This window comes from Streptomyces sp. P13-3-3, from assembly GCF_050571355.1.
GTDB classification, from domain to species: Bacteria; Actinomycetota; Actinomycetes; order Streptomycetales; family Streptomycetaceae; genus Streptomyces; species Streptomyces althioticus.
Genome location: NZ_CP192228.1, coordinates 364,553 through 383,947, shown reverse-complemented (window position 1 = coordinate 383,947; position 19,395 = coordinate 364,553). Strand labels below are relative to the sequence as shown.

Annotated in this window: 16 protein-coding genes and 1 pseudogene; 7 read left to right on the top strand and 10 right to left on the bottom strand. The window is 72.2% G+C overall.

Going from position 1 to position 19,395, the window contains the following annotated elements:
* Positions 1-181: 181 nt before the first annotated feature.
* Positions 182-1,297 carry a C40 family peptidase gene (locus ACQZOG_RS01830; protein WP_191883284.1) on the top strand — a complete coding sequence of 372 codons (1,116 nt, stop codon included), beginning with the start codon at positions 182-184 and terminating at the stop codon, positions 1,295-1,297.
* A 334-nt stretch (positions 1,298-1,631) separates the two neighbouring features.
* Entirely contained in the window at positions 1,632-2,975 is a 1,344-nt protein-coding gene (locus ACQZOG_RS01825; protein ID WP_037640353.1) for a PP2C family protein-serine/threonine phosphatase, read from the top strand.
* Between the two features lie 117 nt (positions 2,976-3,092).
* On the opposite strand, the gene ACQZOG_RS01820 is transcribed toward ACQZOG_RS01825, so the two are convergent.
* The 3 genes from ACQZOG_RS01820 to ACQZOG_RS01810 all read right to left on the bottom strand — a co-directional run bounded on the left by ACQZOG_RS01820 (position 3,093) and on the right by ACQZOG_RS01810 (position 4,850).
* Positions 3,093-3,425 (bottom strand): DUF2516 family protein, encoded by a 333-nt coding sequence (locus ACQZOG_RS01820; protein WP_078493156.1) that lies wholly within the window; start codon positions 3,423-3,425, stop codon positions 3,093-3,095.
* 196 nt (positions 3,426-3,621) lie between these two features.
* Positions 3,622-4,281, bottom strand: coding sequence for a hypothetical protein (locus ACQZOG_RS01815; RefSeq protein WP_261675233.1), 660 nt, complete (start codon positions 4,279-4,281; stop codon positions 3,622-3,624).
* 77 nt (positions 4,282-4,358) lie between these two features.
* Positions 4,359-4,850, bottom strand: coding sequence for a helix-turn-helix domain-containing protein (locus ACQZOG_RS01810; RefSeq protein WP_033276067.1), 492 nt, complete (start codon positions 4,848-4,850; stop codon positions 4,359-4,361).
* A 384-nt stretch (positions 4,851-5,234) separates the two neighbouring features.
* Between ACQZOG_RS01810 and ACQZOG_RS01805 the strand changes: the two are divergent.
* From ACQZOG_RS01805 to ACQZOG_RS01790, 4 genes and pseudogenes are all read left to right on the top strand, one after another.
* Positions 5,235-6,322 (top strand): annotated as a pseudogene (locus ACQZOG_RS01805) (MerR family transcriptional regulator).
* Between the two features lie 74 nt (positions 6,323-6,396).
* Positions 6,397-7,263: a GNAT family N-acetyltransferase gene (locus ACQZOG_RS01800; protein ID WP_193454925.1), complete on the top strand. Its 867-nt coding sequence runs from the start codon at positions 6,397-6,399 to the stop codon at positions 7,261-7,263.
* 53 nt (positions 7,264-7,316) lie between these two features.
* The gene (locus tag ACQZOG_RS01795; RefSeq protein ID WP_037640361.1) at positions 7,317-8,228 is read left to right on the top strand and encodes an aminoglycoside phosphotransferase family protein; all 912 of its coding nucleotides are present in this window, start codon (positions 7,317-7,319) and stop codon (positions 8,226-8,228) included.
* Between the two features lie 47 nt (positions 8,229-8,275).
* Positions 8,276-8,905: a DinB family protein gene (locus ACQZOG_RS01790; RefSeq protein ID WP_193467604.1), complete on the top strand. Its 630-nt coding sequence runs from the start codon at positions 8,276-8,278 to the stop codon at positions 8,903-8,905.
* Here ACQZOG_RS01790 and ACQZOG_RS01785 read toward each other — a convergent pair whose 3' ends face one another.
* The 4 genes from ACQZOG_RS01785 to ACQZOG_RS01770 form a co-directional block, all read right to left on the bottom strand.
* The gene (locus ACQZOG_RS01785; protein ID WP_037640364.1) at positions 8,906-9,742 is read right to left on the bottom strand and encodes a carbohydrate ABC transporter permease; all 837 of its coding nucleotides are present in this window, start codon (positions 9,740-9,742) and stop codon (positions 8,906-8,908) included.
* Positions 9,739-10,764, bottom strand: coding sequence for a carbohydrate ABC transporter permease (locus tag ACQZOG_RS01780; RefSeq protein ID WP_409350516.1), 1,026 nt, complete (start codon positions 10,762-10,764; stop codon positions 9,739-9,741). The genes ACQZOG_RS01785 and ACQZOG_RS01780 overlap by 4 nt, the downstream gene beginning before the upstream one ends.
* A 2-nt stretch (positions 10,765-10,766) precedes the next feature.
* Positions 10,767-12,062 (bottom strand): ABC transporter substrate-binding protein, encoded by a 1,296-nt coding sequence (locus ACQZOG_RS01775; protein WP_359521022.1) that lies wholly within the window; start codon positions 12,060-12,062, stop codon positions 10,767-10,769.
* Positions 12,063-12,143: 81 nt separating this feature from the next.
* The gene (locus tag ACQZOG_RS01770) at positions 12,144-13,370 is read right to left on the bottom strand and encodes an aminotransferase class V-fold PLP-dependent enzyme (protein WP_033277850.1); all 1,227 of its coding nucleotides are present in this window, start codon (positions 13,368-13,370) and stop codon (positions 12,144-12,146) included.
* Positions 13,371-13,605: 235 nt separating this feature from the next.
* Here ACQZOG_RS01770 and ACQZOG_RS01765 point away from each other — a divergent pair, with 235 nt between their 5' ends.
* Complete coding sequence (locus ACQZOG_RS01765; RefSeq protein ID WP_037640370.1) at positions 13,606-14,301, top strand: FadR/GntR family transcriptional regulator; 696 nt, start codon at positions 13,606-13,608, stop codon at positions 14,299-14,301.
* Positions 14,302-14,316: 15 nt separating this feature from the next.
* On the opposite strand, the gene ACQZOG_RS01760 is transcribed toward ACQZOG_RS01765, so the two are convergent.
* Genes ACQZOG_RS01760 through ACQZOG_RS01750 form a run of 3 tightly spaced genes read right to left on the bottom strand, consistent with a single transcriptional unit; the run spans position 14,317 to position 19,208 of the window.
* Entirely contained in the window at positions 14,317-16,356 is a 2,040-nt protein-coding gene (locus ACQZOG_RS01760) for a HelD family protein (RefSeq protein WP_430741216.1), read from the bottom strand.
* Positions 16,357-16,396: 40 nt separating this feature from the next.
* Positions 16,397-17,008 carry a TetR family transcriptional regulator gene (locus tag ACQZOG_RS01755; RefSeq protein ID WP_037640372.1) on the bottom strand — a complete coding sequence of 204 codons (612 nt, stop codon included), beginning with the start codon at positions 17,006-17,008 and terminating at the stop codon, positions 16,397-16,399.
* A 37-nt stretch (positions 17,009-17,045) separates the two neighbouring features.
* The gene (locus ACQZOG_RS01750; RefSeq protein ID WP_430741215.1) at positions 17,046-19,208 is read right to left on the bottom strand and encodes an aminoglycoside phosphotransferase family protein; all 2,163 of its coding nucleotides are present in this window, start codon (positions 19,206-19,208) and stop codon (positions 17,046-17,048) included.
* Positions 19,209-19,395 lie beyond the last annotated feature (187 nt).

Genomic DNA, 19,395 nt, shown 5'->3' with positions numbered 1-19,395 from the left:
TTGTAGCGGCCGGGAACGATCTCCCCAGGCCGTTCGTCACACCGGCCGGAACGACGGTCCAACGGGGACCAGCGGGACGGAAGGGGCATTGTCCACACCCCCTGTCGTTTCTCGCTCATTGATGGCAGCATCCCCCCGGACACGAAAAGTTACTGACGATTAACCAGGCGGGGGTGCACGCATGGGGGCAGGCAAGCGCGGAGTGCTGACGGCGGCCGTGACCGTGGTCTGCGCGGTGACCGTACTGGCCGTGCCCGGTACGGCGTTCGCGGCGCCCACTCCCCCGCCCGATCCGGGCGCGACGGCGAGCCCCGACCCGGGCGCGACGGCCAGCGTCACCGTGGTCACCAGCGACGTCGAGCTCGAGGCCGTCCGCAAGAAGCTCGAGAAGCTCTACCGTGCGGCGGCCAAGGCCACCGACGAGTACAACGCGGCGGAGGAGAAGGCCCGGCAGCAGACCGCCCAGGTCGTGCGGCTGGCGAAGAAGATCGTCGAGGGCCGGGAGAAGCTGGACGACCTCAAGAACCGCGCGGGCGCCGCGGCGGCCGCGCAGTACCGGGGCGGCGGACTGCCTCCCGAGGCGCGCCTGGTCCTGAGCGACGACCCGCAGGACTTCCTGGACGGCGCCGGCCGCGTCCGGCAGGAGCAGCACGCGACCAAGGGCCTGCTCGGCGAGATGACGCGCACCCAGCGGGACTTGGAGGAGTACGCCGAGGACGCCCGGGAGCAGATGCGGAAGCTGGAGGCGGGCCGCAAGGTCAAGGCCGCCGCGCAGAAGCGGATCGAGAGGCAGATCGAGGCGGCCGAGAAGCTGGAGGCCGAGCTCGAGCAGGAGGAGAAGGAGCGGCTGGCCCGGCTGGAGCGGCAGGCCGCCGCCCGCGCCCAGGCCACCTGGCTGAGCTCCGGCGTGCTCGACGAGGTGACCTCGAAGGCGACCGCGCAGGGCCGCAAGGCGGTGGCGTACGCCACGGCGCAGATCGGCAAGCCCTACCAGTGGGGCGCGGAGGGTCCGAACACGTTCGACTGCTCCGGGCTGACCTCGCAGGCGTGGCTGGCCGCGGGGAAGACCATCCCGCGCACGTCACAGATGCAGTGGCAGCACCTGAAGCGCGTCGACGTCAAGGACATGCGGCCCGGCGACCTCATCATCTACTGGGCCGACGCCAGCCACGTCGGGATGTACGTGGGCGACGGCGTCATGGTCCACGCACCCCGGCCCGGCCGGACCGTGACGCTCGCCGGGGCCGGTTCGATGCCCATCCTGGGCGTCGTACGCCCCGATCCGGCCGCCGAGTGACGCCCGGGGGCGGTCTCCCGCGGCCCCAACGTCCCGGTGACACCGGCCACGTGACCCACCGCACGTGGATCTCGTGGCCAACGCCCCGTGGACGTGACGTTCGTCATCCCCACAGCATCTCCGGCCTGTCCAACTGCGGTAGCAAACGCGGCATATGACAGCGGCCGTTGGCCGGGCGGCGTGGTTCACACCATTCCGCTGCGGCGCGGTCACCCGCTATGGTCCCCGTTCGAAGGGGCATCCCCTGCCCGCTCACGCACGACCCACGCGGGGGACAGGGCCGAGATCCGTCGCCCCCGCCATGCCCTCGGGGGGAGGGAAGGAACCCGGAACAATGCCCGCACCCGTACCGCGGCAGAGAGCGATCCCGGCCGCGGAAGGTGGTCAGGGAACGGTCGCCGCACCGAACGAGTCCGCACAGGAGTTGCCCGAGAACCGGACGGCGGCCGCCGACGCGGCCACCCCGTCCGACACCGAACCGGCGAAGACCACGACCACCACGACACCCGCGCAGCTCACCCTGCTGCTCATCGAGGACGACCCGGGCGGCACGCCGATCGTGCCCGACCTGCTCGACCAGGCCGGGCGGCCGATTCGCATCCGCACCGCCCGCAACCTCACCGAGGCCGAGCGGCTGCTGACCGACGACGTCCACTGCATCCTGCTGGACCTGGCGCTGCCCGCGCCCGGCCGGGCGGACGACGGCGACGAGCTGGCCGTCCTCCGGCACGTCCTGGAGCTGGCGCCCCGGCACGCCGTCCTCGCCCTCACCGGCGCGGACGACACCGAGCGGGGCGCCGAGGCCGTGCGGGTCGGCGCGCAGGACTACCTGGTCCGCGACGAGCTGGACGGGCGGCTGCTGAGCCGCGCCATCCGCTACGCGGTGGAGCGCAAGCGGTCCGACTCCGCGGAGCGGCGCCTCGCCGAGGGCCGGCTGCGCGCCCAGGAGAACCGCCGGCTCGAGCGCGGTCTGCTGCCGACGCCGCTGCTGGACGGCTCCCCGCTGCGGTTCGCCGCCCGCTACCGGCCCGGCCGCTCGCGCGCCCTGCTCGGCGGCGACTTCTACGACGTGGTCCGCACACCCGACGGCACCGTGCACGCCATGATCGGCGACGTCTGCGGGCACGGACCGGACGAGGCGGCGCTCGGCGTGGAGCTGCGCATCGCCTGGCGGGCGCTGACCCTGGCCGGGCTGTGCGGTGACCAGCTGCTGAGCACGCTCCAGCAGGTGCTGGAGCACGAGCGTCCCGACGACGAGATCTTCGCGACGCTGTGCACGGTGGACATCGCACCGGACGGCCGCCGCGCGGGCCTGTGCCTGGCCGGCCACCCGTCGCCGCTGCTGGCCCGCCCCGGCATGCCCGCACGGCTCCTGCCGTACGACAACAACGGCCCCGCCCTCGGGCTGCTGCCCGGCGCCCGCTGGCCGCGGATGCAGGTGGAGCTGGGCGCCGAGTGGAGTCTGATGCTCTACACCGACGGCCTGATCGAGGGCCGCGTCGGCGACAGCGGGGAGCGGCTGGGCCAGGACGGCATGGTGGACCTGATCCGCCGCAGGCTCTCCGAGGGTCTGAGCGGGGAGGAGCTGCTGCGCACGGCGGTGAACGAGGTGCGTGACCTCAACGGGGGCGAGCTGACGGACGACGTGGCGGTCCTGCTGCTGGACCGGACGCGCTGACCGCCGTGCCGGCACGGTTCCGGGGCGGCTGCGGGCCGTCCGTGGCCGTTCGCGCAGTTCCCCGCGCCCCTTCAGGGCGCGGTCACCGCAGGGCCCTCAGGACGCGGCGCGCCTGAGTCACCGACCGCCGTTGTACGGCCCGTAGGGGCCGTCGCTGCTGGAGCCCCTGCGGGCCCGGCCGCCGCCGGGGAGCGACCTCAGGGCCGGACGGACGTCGACCATGTACACGATCGTCGCGATCAGGCCGATGATCGGCAAGAACGACAGGATGTTGAAGATCAGGTTCACCACGAAGGCGAGCCCCAGGACGATCAGCCAGAACGGCTTGGTCTTCTTGTCCGCGGCGCGGTAGGCGTCCTCACGGCGCGTGGCGGCGTCGATCAGCGCGAAGCCGCTGAACACGATCAGAGCCATGCTCAGCAGCCACAAGAAGTTAGCGAAGCCCTGCATCAGCACTACGTCCACCACCCGTAATCGGCTCGTCCACCGCGCCGTCGTCCTTGCCGCGCCGCCGACGGGCGCCACGTCGTCCTACCGCCGTCACCGTACCCGCATCCGCCGGTCGGCTACCCGATGAACGGGCCGGGCACCGCGTAAGTGCCCGGCCCGTGCCGTTCCGTCCCGCTTCAGCGGGCTGCGACGCCGCTCACTTGGCGGGCGGCGTCGTCTTCTTCGCCGTGGCCTTGCGGGCCGCCGGGGCCTTCTTCGGTGCGGCGGGCTTCTTCGCGGCGGCCTCGGCCGGCTTGGCGTCCGCCGGCTTGGCCTCCGTCACCTTCGCCTCGGCCGGCGTGGCCACGACAGGCTTCTCGGCCGTCCTGGCCTCGGCCGGGGCGGCCGCGGGCTTCGGCCGGGCCGGCGGCTCGACGGCCACCGCGATGTCCTCGATGCCGTCGGCGGCGTCGCCGCGCCAGGTCTTCACGGCCTGCTCACCGTGCTCGGCGAGCTTCTCGTAGGTCTCGCGGGCCTTGACCGCGTACTCGGCGGCGACGCCCACGCTGCGCAGCGCCAGGTCCTGGGCGGTCTCGCCGAGCTTCTTCAGGTCGGTGTCGATCGTCCCGAACAGCTCGTTGGCCTTGGCCTGCAGGTTCTCCTGCGTCTCCCGGACCCGGACGGTCACCCGCTCCTGGACGGCCTTGGGGTCGGTGTTGCGCACGGCGTCGATACGGGCCGGGGCCTCGGTGCGCAGCTGCTCCACCAGGGCCGGCACCTTCCTGGCCTGCTGCAGCGCCAGGTCGGCGGTGCCGGCGGCGAAGTAGAGCGGCTTGGGGTCGCTGAAGGTCTTGCGCAGGTCGTCGGTGATGGCCATGGTGATGGTCCTCCCGGATGTCGTGTTCGGCTGAGGGTCTGTGTGGTCCGTGGCGGGCGTCCGGCGCCCTGGCCGGCTCAGCCGGCCGTCCGCCGCGGACCGTTGTCGTCGCCGCCGGCCTCGTGGCCGGGGCGCTCGGCGGGTCTGCCGACCGTGCCGGCGGAAGCCTCCGTGCCCGGCTCGGGCCCGACGGCTTCCACCTCACCGTCCTCGGTGCCCCCGAATCCGTTCTCCTTGCGGAAGGACTCGTAGATCTGGAGGAGCACCTGCTTCTGGCGCTCGTTCAGCGTGGGGTCGGCGAGGATCACGGCGCGCGTCTCGACCTCGTCCCGGTCGCGCTCGGCGTCGAGGATCCCGGCGCGGACGTACAACGTCTCGGCGGAGATGCGCAGCGCCTTGGCGACCTGCTGGAGCACCTCCGCGCTGGGCTTGCGCAGCCCGCGCTCGATCTGGCTCAGGTACGGATTGGACACCCCGGCGGCATCGGCGAGCTGCCGCAGCGACAACTGCGCGTTGCGCCGCTGCTCGCGCAGATACTCACCGAGTCCGCCGACGTTCAGGGATGCCATGCCCCCACCATGACGCACCCCGCTAACAATTGCAAGCAACCTGCTTGCAAGAGTGCGCTACGTCTCCGCGCCGCCCGCGCCGCTTACGCTCGCCTCCAGACCCGAGCCTCCCACCGACCCCCGCCTGCGGGCCCTGATCGACACGCTCCGGCCGGGGATCGTACGCAGGGTGAAGGTCACCGGGTTCGACGGAGCGGACATCCTTCCGAGGTGGTCGCGGCCGGTCGGCGGCTCAGCGCAGATGTGATCACCGCCGACACGCGGCCCGGACCGGTCACCCTCTCGCTGAAAGGTGCGGGGAACGCCCGCTGTTGACCTTCACCCAAGGGGAGCGCCCAGCATCGTCGGTACCGGGCGACGGGCCCGGTACGAGGAGGGACACGCATGGAGCTGCTGACCATCGGGGCGTTCGCGAAGGCGTCCCGGCTGTCGCCGAAGGCGCTGCGGCTGTACGACGAGCTCGGTCTGCTGACTCCCGCCCGCGTCGACCCGGACACCGGCTACCGCCGTTACGCGCCCGAGCAGCTGGAGCAGGCCCGGCTGGTCGCCTGGCTCCGGCGGCTGGGCATGCCGCTCGCCCGCATCCGGCGGGTGTGCGCCCTGGAGCCGGGCGAGGCGGCCTGCGAGATCCGCGCGTACTGGGCGCGGGTCGAGGCCGACACGGCCGCGCGGCGGGACCTGGCGGCCTTCCTCGTCGACCACCTGAACGGGAAGGACCCCACCATGTCCCGCACCACCGCGACTCTCGCCCTGCGCTAGCCGCCCTCTCCGACACCGGCCGGGTCCGCGCGAGCAACCAGGACACCGCCTACGCGGGCTCCCGCCTCCTCGCCGTCGCCGACGGCTACGGCGCCGGGGGCGCCCCGGCCAGTGCGGCCGCCGTCGACGCGCTGCGAAGTCTGGAGTCGGAGACCGTCCCGGCGGGCGATCTGCTCAACGCGCTCGAGGACGCCCTCGGCCGCGCCGAACAGGCCGTGCACGGCGTCGCCTCCCCCGGCGACGACGGCGCGGACGCGGACGCCGACGCCGGCACCACGCTCACCGCGATGCTGTGGACCGGCTCGCAGCTCGCCCTCGTCCACATCGGCGACTCCCACGTCCATCTCCTGCGCGACGGGGAGCTGTTCCAGATCACCCACGACCACACGGTGGTGCAGTCGCTGATCGACGAGGGGCGTCTCACCCCCGAGGAGGCCGCCTCGCACCCACAGCGGTCCCTGCTGCTGCGCGCCCTGGGCCGGGGCGCCGACTCCACACCCGACCTGCGGCTGCACGACGCCCGCGCCGGCGACCGCTACCTCCTGTGCTCGGACGGCCTGTCCACGGTCGTGCCCGCCGAGGACGTCCTCCGGGTGCTCACCGGCACGCCCGAGCCCGAGGCGGCGGTCCGCGAACTCGTCGGCCTGGCCAACGCGTCGGGCGGCCCGGACAACGTGAGCTGCGTGGTCGCGGACGTGGTGGCGCAGGCGTAGGACCTTCCGGCCACCCGTCGGCGGGATCGGTGCGAACCCCCGCTCGCCCGGTCCCGCGTCCGGCACGATGAGGCATGCTCCCGGACCACTGGCATCTCACCACCGACGTCGAGGACTTCCTCGCCCGGGCCGGCGCCTTCCTGCGCTCGCGGCCCGCCCTGCACACCACCCCGCTCACGGACGTCGAGAAACTGCGCCTCGACGGCACGGGCGACCGCCTCCTCGGCCGGCTGGAGTCGGAGGGCGAGGTCCGCGCGGTCTGCTACCTCACCCCGCGCGGCCGTCTCGGCCTCACCCCGCTGACCGCCGACGACGCCGACGCGCTCGCGACCCGCCTGTCCGCGCTCGGCCACACGCCCACCCAGGTCGTCGCCGACCAGGACACCGCCGACGTCTTCGCCTCGGCCTGGCAGGGGCACACCGGCGCGACGCCGAAGCTGTTCTGGCACACGCACCTCTACCGCCTCGGCACCCTCACCCCGCCCCGGCCGCACCCGGAGGGCCGCGCCCAGCTCGCGGGGGCGGAGGACCGCGAGCTCGTGGTGCGCCGGTGCAGGGAGTTCTGCGTCGAGGTCGGCGAGCAGCCGTCCATCGACCTGATCGACGCGGGCTCCTGGGACCGGTCGCGGTTCGGCGACCGGCACTTCACCTTCTGGCGGACCCCGGACGGCACCCCCGTCTCCATGGCGGCCGTCACCTCGGTGACCGGCGGCATGGTGCGCGTCGACCCCGTCCACACCCCGTCCGGCTTCCGCGGCCACGGCTACGCGGGCGCGGTCACGGCCGCGGTGAGCCGGGCCGCGCTGGAGGCGGGCGCCACGGACGTCGTCCTGTTCGCGGACCCGGCCAACCCGACCAGCAACGCCCTCTACCAGCGTCTCGGTTACGTCCGCCTCACCGACTGCGCCGGCTACCGCTTCACGTACGACGGCCCCACGTGAGGCAGGCGGAAACCCGGTGGCCTCCGACGCCGCGCCGGGACCACACTTCCCGGGTGACGTCGCTGCACGAGAACGAGATCACCGTCGACGAGGGCCTCGTACGGTCGCTGCTGCGGGCCCAGTGCCCGCAGTGGGCCGACCTGCCGCTGCGGCCCGCGGGCGCGGGCACGGACAACACCATGTACCGGCTGGGCGACGACCTGCTGGTCCGCCTGCCGCGCAAGCCGGACGGCGGGCCGTCCCTGCGCAAGGAGCAGCGGTGGCTGCCCCGTCTCGCGCCCCTCCTCCCCCGCCGGGTGCCGGAGCCCGTGCACGCCGGGACGCCCACCGACGCGTACCCGGTCCCGTGGGCCGTCCACCGCTGGATCGACGGCGAGGACGTCGGCCCGGACACGGTCCGCGACTGGGCCGCCTTCGGCGCCGACCTGGCGGAGTTCGTACGGGAGTTGCACGGCATCGGCCTGATGGGGGCGACGCGGGAGGACGGGCTGTCCTGGTACCGCGGAGGCACCCTGGCGGCGTGCGACGAGTGGGTCGGTCCCGGCTTCGACGCGTGCCGGGCCGTCGAGGGGCTGGACCTCGACATCGACACACTGGAACGGCTGTGGCGGGAGGCGCTCGCGCTGCCCGGTCCCACCGGACCGCACGTCTGGCTGCACGGCGACCTCCGACCGGCCAACCTCCTGGCCCGCGACGGCACGCTCCACGCCGTGATCGACTTCGGCGCGCTCTCGATCGGCTTCCCCGACGCCGAGCACGCCCCCGTCTGGGACCTCCCGCCCGAGGCCCGCCGCGCCTACCGGGACGCCCTGTCCCTCGACACCCCGACCTGGCTGCGCGCCCGCGCCTGGGCCATCGCGGTCGCCGTCGCCGGCATCCCGTACTACTGGGACACGTTCCCGGCGTTCGCGGCGGAGTGCCGCGGCCGCCTGGAGGCGATTCTCAGGGACGCGGCGGAGGACTGAGCGCCTGTTCGGGCGACCGGGCGCTCCCGCCCGACAGACTGAGCCCCATGCCACTCACCGACACCGCCAAGGCCGACCTGCACCGCTACCTCCAGGAGGCGCGCGACGCGCTGGTCTGGAAGCTGGAAGGGCTGTCCGAGTACGACGTCCGGCGGCCGCTGACGCCGACCGGGACCAATCTGCTCGGGCTGGTGAAGCATGCCGCCGGGATCGAACTCGGCTACCTCGGCGACACGTTCGGACGTCCGTCCGGCGAGCCGCTGCCGTGGCTGGCCGAGGGCGCCGAGCTCAACGCGGACATGTGGGCCGCGCCCGACGAGACGCGCGACGACATCGTGGCGCTGTACCGGCGGGCCTGGGCCCACGCGGACGCGACGGTCGAGGCGCTGCCGCTCGACGCGACCGGCACGGTGCCGTGGTGGCCCGAGGACCGCGCGCGGCTGACCCTGCACCACGCCGTGGTCCGCGTCATCGCCGACACCAGCCGGCACGCGGGCCACGCCGACATCCTGCGTGAACGGCTGGACGGCGCGACGGGCGAGCGGCCGGGCGCGACCAGCCTGCCCGCGGCCGATCCCGCCTGGTGGGCGGCCTACCGCGACCGGCTGGAGCGGGCGGCGCGGGAAGCCGCCGGAGAGGACACCCCCGACGGTCCCGGCACCCGCGCCACGCCCTGATCAGCCCTTCACCGCTCCCGCCGTCAGCCCCTGCACGATGTGCCGGCTGGCGAAGGCGAACAGCACCATCGTCGGCAGGATCGTCAGCACCGCCGCCGCGGACATCGAACCCCAGTCGATGTTGAAGCTGGAGATGAAGCCGTTGAGCGCGGTCGGCACCGTCTTGTTCTCGTCGCTGTTCATCAGCGTCACCGAAAGGAACAGCTCGTTCCAGCAGTTGACGAAGTTGAAGATGAACGCGGCGACGATCCCCGGCCGCATCACCGGCAGCAGCACCCGCAGCAGCGCCCCGAGCCGGGAGAGGCCGTCGATCATCGCGGCCTCCTCCAGCGCGTCCGGGACGTTCTCGAAGAAGCCGCGCAGCATCACCGTGCAGAAGGGGATGCACACGGCGATGTAGACCAGCATCAGCCCGAGCCGGTTGTCGACCAGCTGGAGGTCGGTCATCAGCAGGTACAGCGGGCCCAGCGCGATGAACGACGGGATCATCTGCGTGACCAGGAACGCCATCAGCAGCGCGGACTTGCTGCGGAACTCGAACCGGGCGAGGACGTACGCCGAGAGCGTCGAGATGGCGGTGGCCACCGCGCCCGCGACGGTCGACACGACCAGGCTGTTCACCAGGTACGTGCCGAAGTCCGCCTTGCCGAACAGGCCTTGGTAGTTCTCCAGGGAGAACCGCTCGGGCCAGTAGGCGATCGGGAAGGAGAAGATGTCACCGGGGTCCTTGAGGGACGTGACGGTGATCCAGTACAGCGGGAAGAGGGCGAAGACGAGCCAGAGCCCCAGGAAGGTGAACTTCGCGGCCCGGCCGGCCGTGGTTTCCTTGCCGATCATGCCCGCACCCCTCGCTTTCCGCCCTTGCCGGCGCCCCGGCGGCCGCCGCCCCGCTCCCGGGTCGCCGTCAGGAAGAACATCGCGAACACCAGCAGCACCGCCACCACCAGCAGGCCGAGCGCGGAGGCCTTGCCGTAGTCGCCCTGCTGCGTGATCTTGATCATCCAGGTGGTCACGATGTGCGTCTCGTCGTTCGGCCCGCCTCCGGTCATGCCGAAGATCAGGTCCGGGAAGTTGAAGATCCAGATGACCCGCAGCAGCACCGTGAGCACGAGCGTCACGCGGATGTACGGGATGGTGATGCGGAACAGCGTCCGCGCCTTGCCCGCGCCGTCCAGCGCCGCCGCCTCGTACAGCTCGTCCGGGATGGACTGGAGCGCGGCCAAAATCATGATCGCGAAGAAGGTGACCCCGTACCAGACGTTGGCGATCAGCACGGCGGTCATCGCGGTGTCGGGGTCGGCGAGCCAGGCGACCGGTTCGTCGATCAGACCGGCCTTCTGCAGCAGGTCGTTGACGACGCCGAACTCGCTGTTGAACATCCAGCGGAACAGGATGCCGATCAGGAACCCGGAGATCGCCCACGGGAAGAAGATCAGCGCCTGGTAGAGCCCGCGGAGGCGGAACCTGCGGCGCAGCCACAGCGCCAGCGCGAACCCGATCACCAGCTGCGGCACGATCGAACCGACCACCCACAGCGCGGTGTTGCCCAGCACCGTGCCCCACGCGGGGTCGGTGAAGACCTCCCGGAAGTTCTTGAGCCCCACCCACGAGGTGTCCGTGAGGTCGGTCAGGTTCCAGTTCCGGAACGCCATCTGACTGCCGGCGATCATCGGGTAGTACGTGAACAGCGCCACGAAGACCGCGGCCGGCGCCATGAACGCGGCGATGACCAGACCCCGCCGGGTGGTGAACTCCCGCCGCCGGCGGCCCCCGGTGCCCCCGCCGCGGGGCGGGGCGCCCTCCTTGCGTACGGAGGGCGCCGTGGTCACGCCGGACGGGGGCGTGGACGTACCGGACATGGTCACTTCTTCCACTTCTCGGTCCAGTAGGCGTCCCAGCCGGCCAGCAGCTCCTTCGGCGTGAGCTTGCCGAGGACCATCTTCTGCACGTCCGTGTCGGCGCGCTGCTGCCACTCCGTCCACCACGCGACCCCGCGCGGCTGGGTGACGACCAGGAACGTGTCCGGGTTCTCGGTCATGGTGACGTAGCTGGCCCACGGTCCGGTGCGGTAGAACTCGTCCTCGGAAGCCGCCTTCAGGATCGGCACCAGGCTGTTCCCCTTGGAGAACCGCGTCGACGCCTCGCCCTCGGAGAGGAACTCCACCAACTTCACGGCCTCGGCCTTGTGCTTGCTCCCCTCCGCGACACCCCACCCGGCGGTCGCCAGCGGCTGCACGGTCTTGCCGCTCGGCCCGGCCACCAGCGGCGCGGTGCTCCACTGGTCCGCGTCGATCGACTTCGACTCGGAGACGGTGGCGATGACCTCGGGGTCCTGGAGCAGGAACGCGGTCGAGCCGTTGGAGAAGCCCTCCACCATCTCCGGGTAACCCCAGGCCACGGACGACTTCGGCGACGCCTGCTTGAACAGCTTCAGGTACATCTCCATCGCGTCCAGCGCCTCGGGCGCCGAGAAGATGGTCTTCCCGTCCTTCAGCAGGTAGCCGTTGGCCGGGTCGATCCGGTCGGCGACGTAGGCCTCGATGGCGGCCGTGGCGTTGCTGTGCGCGTTGGGGCCGCCGCGGAAGGCGTAGCCGTACCGGCGCGACGACGGGTCGTGGATCTTCGACGCCTGCTCCAGCAGTTCCTCCCAGGTGGCCGGCGGCTTGTCGAAGCCGGCGTCCTTGATGAGGTCGGTGCGGTGGAAGAGGCTCAGCCCGTAGAAGCCGTACGGCACGAAGTAGGTGCGGCCCTTGTCGTCCTCGGAGGCGGCGACAGCGTTGTCGGTGAGCGCGTCCCAGCCCTTCCAGCCGGTCAGGTCCTTCTTCATGTCGTACAGCCAGCCGTTGTTCGACCAGGGTCCGACGGTGATGTCGCGGACCTCGAGGACGTCGACGCCGCTGCCCGACTGGAGCATCTGCTGGAGCTTCTGGTCGGCCTGCTCGGTGGGCGGCGAGACCAGCTTGACCTTGATCTTCGGGTTCTGCTTCTCGAAGTCGGCTATCAGTTCCTCGAGCAGGTCGGTGCGGGCGGGGTTGGTCAGGCTCTCCACCATGTTGAGGGTGACCGTTCCGCTCTCACCGGGGCTCATGGTGGAGCAGCCGGTCAGGACCATCGCGGCGGCGGTGCCGAGCGCGAGAGCTGCCGTCCTTCTTCTCATCGTGCTGACCTCTTCCTTGGGTGAACGGGGCGACGGGGCGGGGGGAGGTGCAGAGGATGGGGGGTGCGGAGGATGGGGGGATCAGGGGCGGGCGGCGCGGGCCCACTCGCCGAGCACGGGCACGCACCGCTCGGCGAAGTACTCGTAGTCCTCGGGGGTGTTGTAGAGATGCGCGGACAGCCGTACGTAGCCGATCCCGCCGAAGGCGGTGAACGCGGCCTCGACGCCCAGCTCCGCAGCGGCCCGGTCGCGTAGGGCGTCCGCGGCCTCCCGGCGGTCGGCCAGGCCGTCCGGCAGCCGCACCAGCCGCATGCCGGGCACCGGCATCCCCACGTCCACGCGGGCGTCCTCGCCGGTCAGCGCGGTGACGGCCGAGGCCACGACCCGCTCGCCGTACCCGGCGAGCTCGTCCATGTAGCGGCGGGCCGCGTCCCAGCCCCAGGTGTCGTCGACGAAGTCCAGAGCGGTCTGCGCGGCGAGGTAGTTGGTGGCGTCGAGCGTGCCCTGCTGGTCGAACCGGTCCGGGTAGGGGTCGGGCGCGCCCCAGGAGTCGATCAGGGGGTGGAGGCCGTCACGGAGCGGGCCGCGGGCGACGAGAGCGGCGGTGCCGCGCGGGGCGCAGGCCCACTTGTGGAGGTTGCCCGCCCAGAAGTCGCAGGTCAGGCCGTCGAGAGGCGCGGCGAGCAGGGCGGGCGCGTGGGCGGCGTCGACGAGGAACGGCACTCCGCGGCGGGCGGCCTCGGCACCGATCCGCTCCACGGGGAACCTGCGGGCGGTCGCGGAGGTGATCTGGTCGACGACCACCAGATCGGTGGCGTCGCCGACCTCCGCCATGACCGCCTCGTACGCCTGCTCCTCGTCCGCGTCCAGCGGCACGCGGGCGGTGCGGACCCGGCCGCCCCAGCGGCGGGCGAGGCGTTCGGCGCCCATGGTGACGGCGCCGTAGCCGTGGTCGGTGACGACGATCTCGCCGCCCGCCCTCTTCTCGAGGTTGGCGTAGACGACGCTGACGCCGGCGCTGGCGTTGGGCACCAGGGCGAGGTCGCCCGCGTCCACGCCGAGGAACGCGGCGAGTCCGGTCCTGGCCTTCGCGATCCGGCCCGGCAGTTCGGGGAACCACACGACCGGCGCCCGCTCCATCTCCTCCCGCAGCGCGTTCTGCCGCTCCTGGGCGGCCAGCGGGACGGCGCCGAAGGAGCCGTGGTTGAGGTGGCGCAGGGCGGGGTCCAGCGACCACGCGTCCGCCGCGGGCCGTCCGTCGGCCAGCAGCAGGGGGCGGGGCGCGGTGCTGACGTCGGTCTCGCTCACATGACTCCCATCCGCGAGGGACATCGGAGGACGTCGGACCATCGGGAGACCCGAAGGCCAAGACGTATGATGACTCGGGATGTTGGCATGGCGTTTTCGGCCATGACAAGACCTGTGAGCCACCTGAAATCAGATGACTCGGAAATGTTTCACGGAAGACATCTGATCTCTCGTCCGACTACGCTTCACTCGGGCGGGGGCCGCGGCGGACGCGGCCCGTCAGGGGAGGCAACGGATGTCGGCAGTCGACAAGGCGTTCCACGGCCTGCGCCACATGATCGCCACGGGGCGGCTGGGCGCCGGGGAGAAGATCCCGCCCGAGGCGGATCTCTGCGAGGAACTCGGCGTCTCGCGCGGCTCGCTGCGCGAGGCGGTACGGATGCTGTCGGCGCTGGGCGTGCTCGAACCGCGCCACGGCTCGGGCACGTACGTCTCACAGCTCCGCCCCGAGGACCTGATCGGCAGCCTCTCCCTGACCCTGCAACTGCTGCCCTTGCCGGGCCTGTTGGAGGTCTACGAGATCCGCCGTGTCCTGGAGGCGCACGTGGCGGCCCAGGCGGCGGCGCGTGCGACCCCGGAGACGGTCGGGACGCTGTTCTCGCTGATCGAGGCGATGGAGGCCACGGAGGACCCGGCGGAGGCGTCCGACCTGGACCACCGCTTCCACGCGGAGATCGCCCGCGCGGCCGGAAACCCCACGCTGGCGTCCCTCCTCGCGGTCTTCCGCGCCCGCTCCCGCAAGTACCAGGTCTTCACCCTCCCCGAGGGCCCCGACCTCCGCCGCAAGAGCGACGCCGACCACCGCAACCTCGCGACGGCCATCGCCGCCCACGACCCGGGCGCGGCTGCGGGCGTGGCGGAGGCACATGTGGCGCAGACGGAGCGGTGGTTGAGGGCGCTGGAGCCGCCGGTGGAGGACGAGGGGGCGTGAGCGGCGCGCCCCGCGTCAGAACGGCAGGGGCCGCGACCGCACCACCTCCAGGCGGGACACCGCCCGGGTGAGCACCACGTAGAGCCGGTGCAGTCCGCGCTCCTCCGCCTCGGCGATCGCGGCCGGCTCCACCGCCACCACGTGGTCGTACTCCAGGCCCTTGACCACGCTCGCGGGTACCACGCCGACACGGGCCTCCAGCGACTCCGGCCCTGCTGCCTCGACACCGGCCTCCGCCAACGTGCGCCGCAGCGAGGGGACATCGCCGTCCGCCGCGACGACACCGACGGACCCGTCCCGCTCCAGGGCGTCCCGGACGGCGGCCACGACCGCGGCCTGCACGTCGTCGGGGTCGTCGACGACCCGGCTGCGCAACTCGCCGTCCGGGCGCAGGGACCGCGCCTCCGGCACCTCGACGTCCAGCCGCCCCAGCAACCGGTTGGTCAGCTCCACGACCGCCTGAGGCACCCGGAAGCCGGTGGTCAACGGTACGACGGCAGCCTCCGGGCGGCCGAGGTGGAACAGCGTCGCGGCCCAGGAGCGGGACGCCCAGGGTGCCGTCCCCTGCGCCAGGTCGCCCAGCACCGTGAGCGATCCGAAGGCGGCCCTGCGGGCGATGGCCCTGCACTCCATCGGGGACAGGTCCTGCGCCTCGTCGACGACGACGTGCCCGTAACCCTCGGGGTGCTCGATCAGCCCGGACACCTCGTCGAGCAGCAGCAGGTCGGCGGCGGACCAGCGTGCCGAACGCCACGACCGCGGCGGACGCGACCACAGCAGGGCGCGCTGCTCGTCCGCGTCCAGGACCCCGTCGGCCGCCCGCGCCGACCGGTCGCCACCGGACAGCAGTTCCGCCACCACCTGCTCCGGCCGCACGGCCGGCCAGACGGCGTCCACGTACGCCGCCACCGGCCGCGCCCGCTCGATCCGGCGCACCCAGGCGGCGCCCCGCGGACCGCTGCGCCGTTCGGCCTGGTCCTGGACGGCCCGCACGATCCGTGCCCGTACCCTCTCCCGCCCCACGGCGTACGGCGGTTCCTCGTCCAGCACCTCGGCGACGATCCGCGCCGAGGTCTCCCCGTCGACCCGCCACCGGTAGGAACCGTCGGGGACGGCGAGGGAGTCACCGTGATCGGTGCGCACCCGCGCGTACAGCGCCCGGCGCAGTACCTCCGCCGTGCGGGCGTCGTGCTTGAGGAGGGCGGTCGGTTCGTCGTCCTCGCCGGTCACCGGGTGCCGGGCGATCTCCTCGGTGAGGGTCGACTGCCGTACGCCGGTCTCGCCGAGGGAGGGCAGGACCTCCGCGATGTAGCTGAGAAAGGTCCGGTTCGGCCCGAGGACGAGCAGGCCGCCGCGCCGCATGCGCTGCGGATGGGTGTACAGCAGGTAGGCCGCCCGGTGCAGGCCGACGGCGGTCTTGCCGGTGCCGGGAGCACCCTGCACGCACACGGTGAGGCCCAGGTCGCCGCGGACGAGGTCGTCCTGCTCGGGCTGGATGGTGGCGGCGATGTCCCGCATCGGCCCGACACGGGGCCGCTCGATCTCCCGGGCGACGATTCCGCTCACCCGGTCCTCGCCCCGCGCCAGGTGCTCGTCCTCCAGACCGGTCAGATCACGGGAGTCGCCCCTGCTGCCGGGCGCCCAGCCGAACCGTCGGCGCACGGTCACGCCCCGCGGGTCACGGGCGGACGCCTGGTAGAAGGTGCGGGACACCGGCGCCCGCCAGTCGACGACCAGGGGCGGGGCGGCCGGGTGCTCGGTGATCCGCAGGCGCCCGACGTGGTAGCTCTGGCGCCCGTGGTCGGGCTCGTCCGGGCCGAAGTCCAGGCGCCCGAAGAACAGCGGGCCGGGCGGCAGTTCCCGCAGTTCCTTGGCCCGGCTGCGCAGCCGGTACCCGAGGACCTCGGCGTCGGCGCCGGACGCGGAGACGTCCTCACCGGTGCTCACCTGCTCGTCGGCACCGCCGGTCATGCCGGCGAGGGCATCACGGCAGCGGTCGTGATGGGCACGTTCCTGGTCGAGGGCGTGCTGGGGCACGGGGGCGTCGGGCGTCATTCCCCCGAGCGTAGCAAGAAACGTAACTCGGTAATGTTTTTTACTCGGTAACGCCCGCTGGCAGGCTCCGCGCCAGCACCGCGAACGCCCGCTCCGCCGCGTCCACCGCGTCCTCGCCCACGGCGTCGAGGGACTCCCCTGCCGCGATCCGCCGCCAGTTCTCCTGCGCGAGGATCCGCCGCACGGCGATGATCTGTCCGGCGGCGAGCCGGGCGTCGAGCCCGTCCCCGAGCGCCTCGGCCAGCGCCTCCTCGGTCCGCTCCAGCTGGCCGTACAGCCGGGCGACCAGGGAGGGCGTGCCGTAGAGCAGGGTGTGGAAGGCGAGCACTTCGGGGTCGTCGTTGAGCCCCGTCACCGGGTCGTGGCGTTCCAGGCCTGCCAGGAAGTGGCGCTTCAGTGCCTCGACGGGGGTCGGCCCCTCCCGTACGACGCGGGCGGGCTCCTCCTCGTGGTCCGCGATCCGGTACAGGACGAGGTCCTCCTTGGCGGGGAAGTACCGGAAGAGCGTCGGCTTGGAGATCTCGGCCGCGGCGGCCACCTCGGTGACGGACACCGCGTCGAAACCACGCTCCAGGAACATCCGGATCGCGATGTCCGACACCGTCCGGTACATCCGCCGCTTCTTGCGCTCCCGCAGCCCGATCTCGCTCATGCGGCGAGCCTACGCACCCGACCGGGCCGCGCCGGCGTCAGACCAGGGCGCGGGCGAGGTACGGGTTGGCCGTGGCCCGGACCGGCAGACCGAGGGCGCCCGTGGCGACTCCCAGGGTCACCGCGTACGAGGCGACCGCGCGGCGGACGTTCGGGGCGTCGAGGCTTGCTCCCGTGACGATGCGGTCGAGGTCGATGTAGGCCGAGCGGACGGCTTCGAGGCGTCGGTACACCTGCCAGTCCTTCTGCCAGTCGCGCGTGTACTCGGGCGGGAGGTTGCGCTCCCAGCGGCGGAACATGCGGTCCCGGATCTCCGGGCGGGTGGGGGTGAGGTGCATGTGCCGGACCAGGTCGTACAGGGGGTCGCCGATCAGGGCCATCTCCCAGTCGATGATGCTGAGCCCACCGTCCCGGCGCACCAGGTTCCAGGGGTTGAGGTCGCCGTGGAGGAGAGCATGCTCACGGTGGCTGACCTTCTGCCGGGACAGGATCTGTTTCAGGCGGTCGTGATCCGGAAGGCCTAGCTGCCGGGCGAGTTGCTGGGTTTTCCTGGGCAGTCCTCCGACGAGGCGGACCAGCTCGTCCTTGAGCCAGTAGTGGAAACCCGGCTCGTCAGCCAACGGGTCGATCCGCTTGTAGTCCACCTGGGTCAGGGCGCACAGCTGGTCCACCAGCCCGTCCGCCTCGTGGGGCAGTAGGCCGTGCACAGGATGGTTGGGGGGGCGGTCGACGTCCTCCGGGCCCATGTAGGTGTGGATCGCGAAGTGGTCGTTCCCGTGCGTCTCGCCCAGGGCGAGGGCCCTTGGCGCGTTCACGGCGACCTTCGCCTCCTCGATGCCCCGCAGCACCGCGTGCTCACTGAGGAAATGCGGTTCCCTCCGGGTGACGTCAGGCAGCCTGCGCCGTACGACGACCGGGTAGCAGACCCCGGGGACCCGGACGACTGTATTGAGGTGTGCCGTGCCCTTGAAAACGCGGCTGGCTGGGGCCGCGCCTTCCACCGACAGGGCGTCGAGGACATTGCCCTCACCGAAGTCGTCCGGCAGCGCGAGACGCCGATCCGGCAACCACCTGACGACCTGGGCGCCGCACACTCCTCGCGACGACTGCCAGCGGAACAGGGCGCGCTCGATCTCCTTCGGGCCGGGAACGCTCCGGAGGCCCAACGGTCGCGCCGCCGCGCGCAGCGCCCGGTCCACCACCGCCGTAGCCTCGTCCAGATTCTTCTGCGCATACGCCCGCTCAAGGGACTGCGCGGCCCGCATGACGTCCGGGAACACGGACTGCGCTCGCTCGAAGTCGAGGTAGTGCTGCAGGTCCCTGGCCAACCCGTTGACGGCCGCCGGACGGACGCGGCGCATGGCCTCTTCCCACGCGCCGATCACCTCGGGCCACTGGTGATCCGGGTACTGCATGCGCACCAGATGGGTCGCCAGGTCGTGGAGGGGATCGCCGTACGTCGCCAGCTCCCAGTCGACGCAGATCAGAGGTAGCGATCCGCCGTAGGAGACGATCACATTGTCCCGGTGCAGGTCGGCGTGGAGCAGGCTGTACGGCCGTCGCGCCATGGCGGGGGTGCGCTCGGCCAGCCGGATCAGGGCGTCCTCGGGGATGCCCAGCGCCGCGAACAGTCCGCCGAAGGCAGTCCAATTGGGCCGGCGGATCTGCTCGTCCGCGAGGTGGGCCAGAGTGCGCAGGAACGCCTGGCTGTCGGTGTCGTTGCTCGGCCAGTGGGGCGGCAGGGCCGGCAGCGAGCTGCGTCTGACCCGGGTCATCTGGGCCAGCAGTCCGGCCAGTGCCCGCACCAGCAAGGTGTCGAGGGGCTTTCCGTTGGCGCAGATGCTGGACAGCGGCACGCCTTCCACATAGCTGTGGACGGCGAAGTCCGGGCCCTTGGCCAAGCACTGCGGCACGTGGGGCAGGACGTCCTTGACCGCCCCGAGGATCTCGTCCTCGTTGTCCCAGGTCCTGATCACCACCGGCAGCGCCTCGGCCCGGCGGATGCGCACCGTCACCGACGTACACGGCTCACGGCCCAGTAACCGCGCCTCGAGTTCGTTCAGTGCCAGCACGTAGTTCTGGTTGTGGTGACCGCTGGCGGCCGTACCGCACAGCGTGGCGCGCTCCACGAAGTCGCGGAGCCGGTCGTCCGGAGAAGTGGGCGCCCCGAGGGCCGGTCGGGGAAGAGGTGGTGCGCCCACTGGCCGCTCCGTGACGTACGAGGGAGACACAAACGACGGTAGACATGCGGCCTCCGTTTCCGCACGCGGAAGTCAACCGCATGGCGTCAGGCACCGGGCAGCCGGGTGTCACCCACGTGCCCGAGTTACGGAGGCCCGTCCCAGTCGCTGATGTGCTCTCTGGTACGGACGGGGGAGCAGCTGCTGC

Coding starts and splice junctions, on each gene's coding strand:
- ACQZOG_RS01830 (WP_191883284.1), top strand. CDS start 182: ATGGGGGCAGGCAAGCGCGGAGTGCTGACGGCGGCCGTGACCGTGGTC.
- ACQZOG_RS01825 (WP_037640353.1), top strand. CDS start 1,632: ATGCCCGCACCCGTACCGCGGCAGAGAGCGATCCCGGCCGCGGAAGGT.
- ACQZOG_RS01820 (WP_078493156.1), bottom strand. CDS start 3,425: ATGCAGGGCTTCGCTAACTTCTTGTGGCTGCTGAGCATGGCTCTGATC.
- ACQZOG_RS01815 (WP_261675233.1), bottom strand. CDS start 4,281: ATGGCCATCACCGACGACCTGCGCAAGACCTTCAGCGACCCCAAGCCG.
- ACQZOG_RS01810 (WP_033276067.1), bottom strand. CDS start 4,850: ATGGCATCCCTGAACGTCGGCGGACTCGGTGAGTATCTGCGCGAGCAG.
- ACQZOG_RS01800 (WP_193454925.1), top strand. CDS start 6,397: ATGCTCCCGGACCACTGGCATCTCACCACCGACGTCGAGGACTTCCTC.
- ACQZOG_RS01790 (WP_193467604.1), top strand. CDS start 8,276: ATGCCACTCACCGACACCGCCAAGGCCGACCTGCACCGCTACCTCCAG.
- ACQZOG_RS01785 (WP_037640364.1), bottom strand. CDS start 9,742: ATGATCGGCAAGGAAACCACGGCCGGCCGGGCCGCGAAGTTCACCTTC.
- ACQZOG_RS01780 (WP_409350516.1), bottom strand. CDS start 10,764: ATGTCCGGTACGTCCACGCCCCCGTCCGGCGTGACCACGGCGCCCTCC.
- ACQZOG_RS01775 (WP_359521022.1), bottom strand. CDS start 12,062: ATGAGAAGAAGGACGGCAGCTCTCGCGCTCGGCACCGCCGCCGCGATG.
- ACQZOG_RS01765 (WP_037640370.1), top strand. CDS start 13,606: ATGTCGGCAGTCGACAAGGCGTTCCACGGCCTGCGCCACATGATCGCC.
- ACQZOG_RS01760 (WP_430741216.1), bottom strand. CDS start 16,356: ATGACGCCCGACGCCCCCGTGCCCCAGCACGCCCTCGACCAGGAACGT.
- ACQZOG_RS01755 (WP_037640372.1), bottom strand. CDS start 17,008: ATGAGCGAGATCGGGCTGCGGGAGCGCAAGAAGCGGCGGATGTACCGG.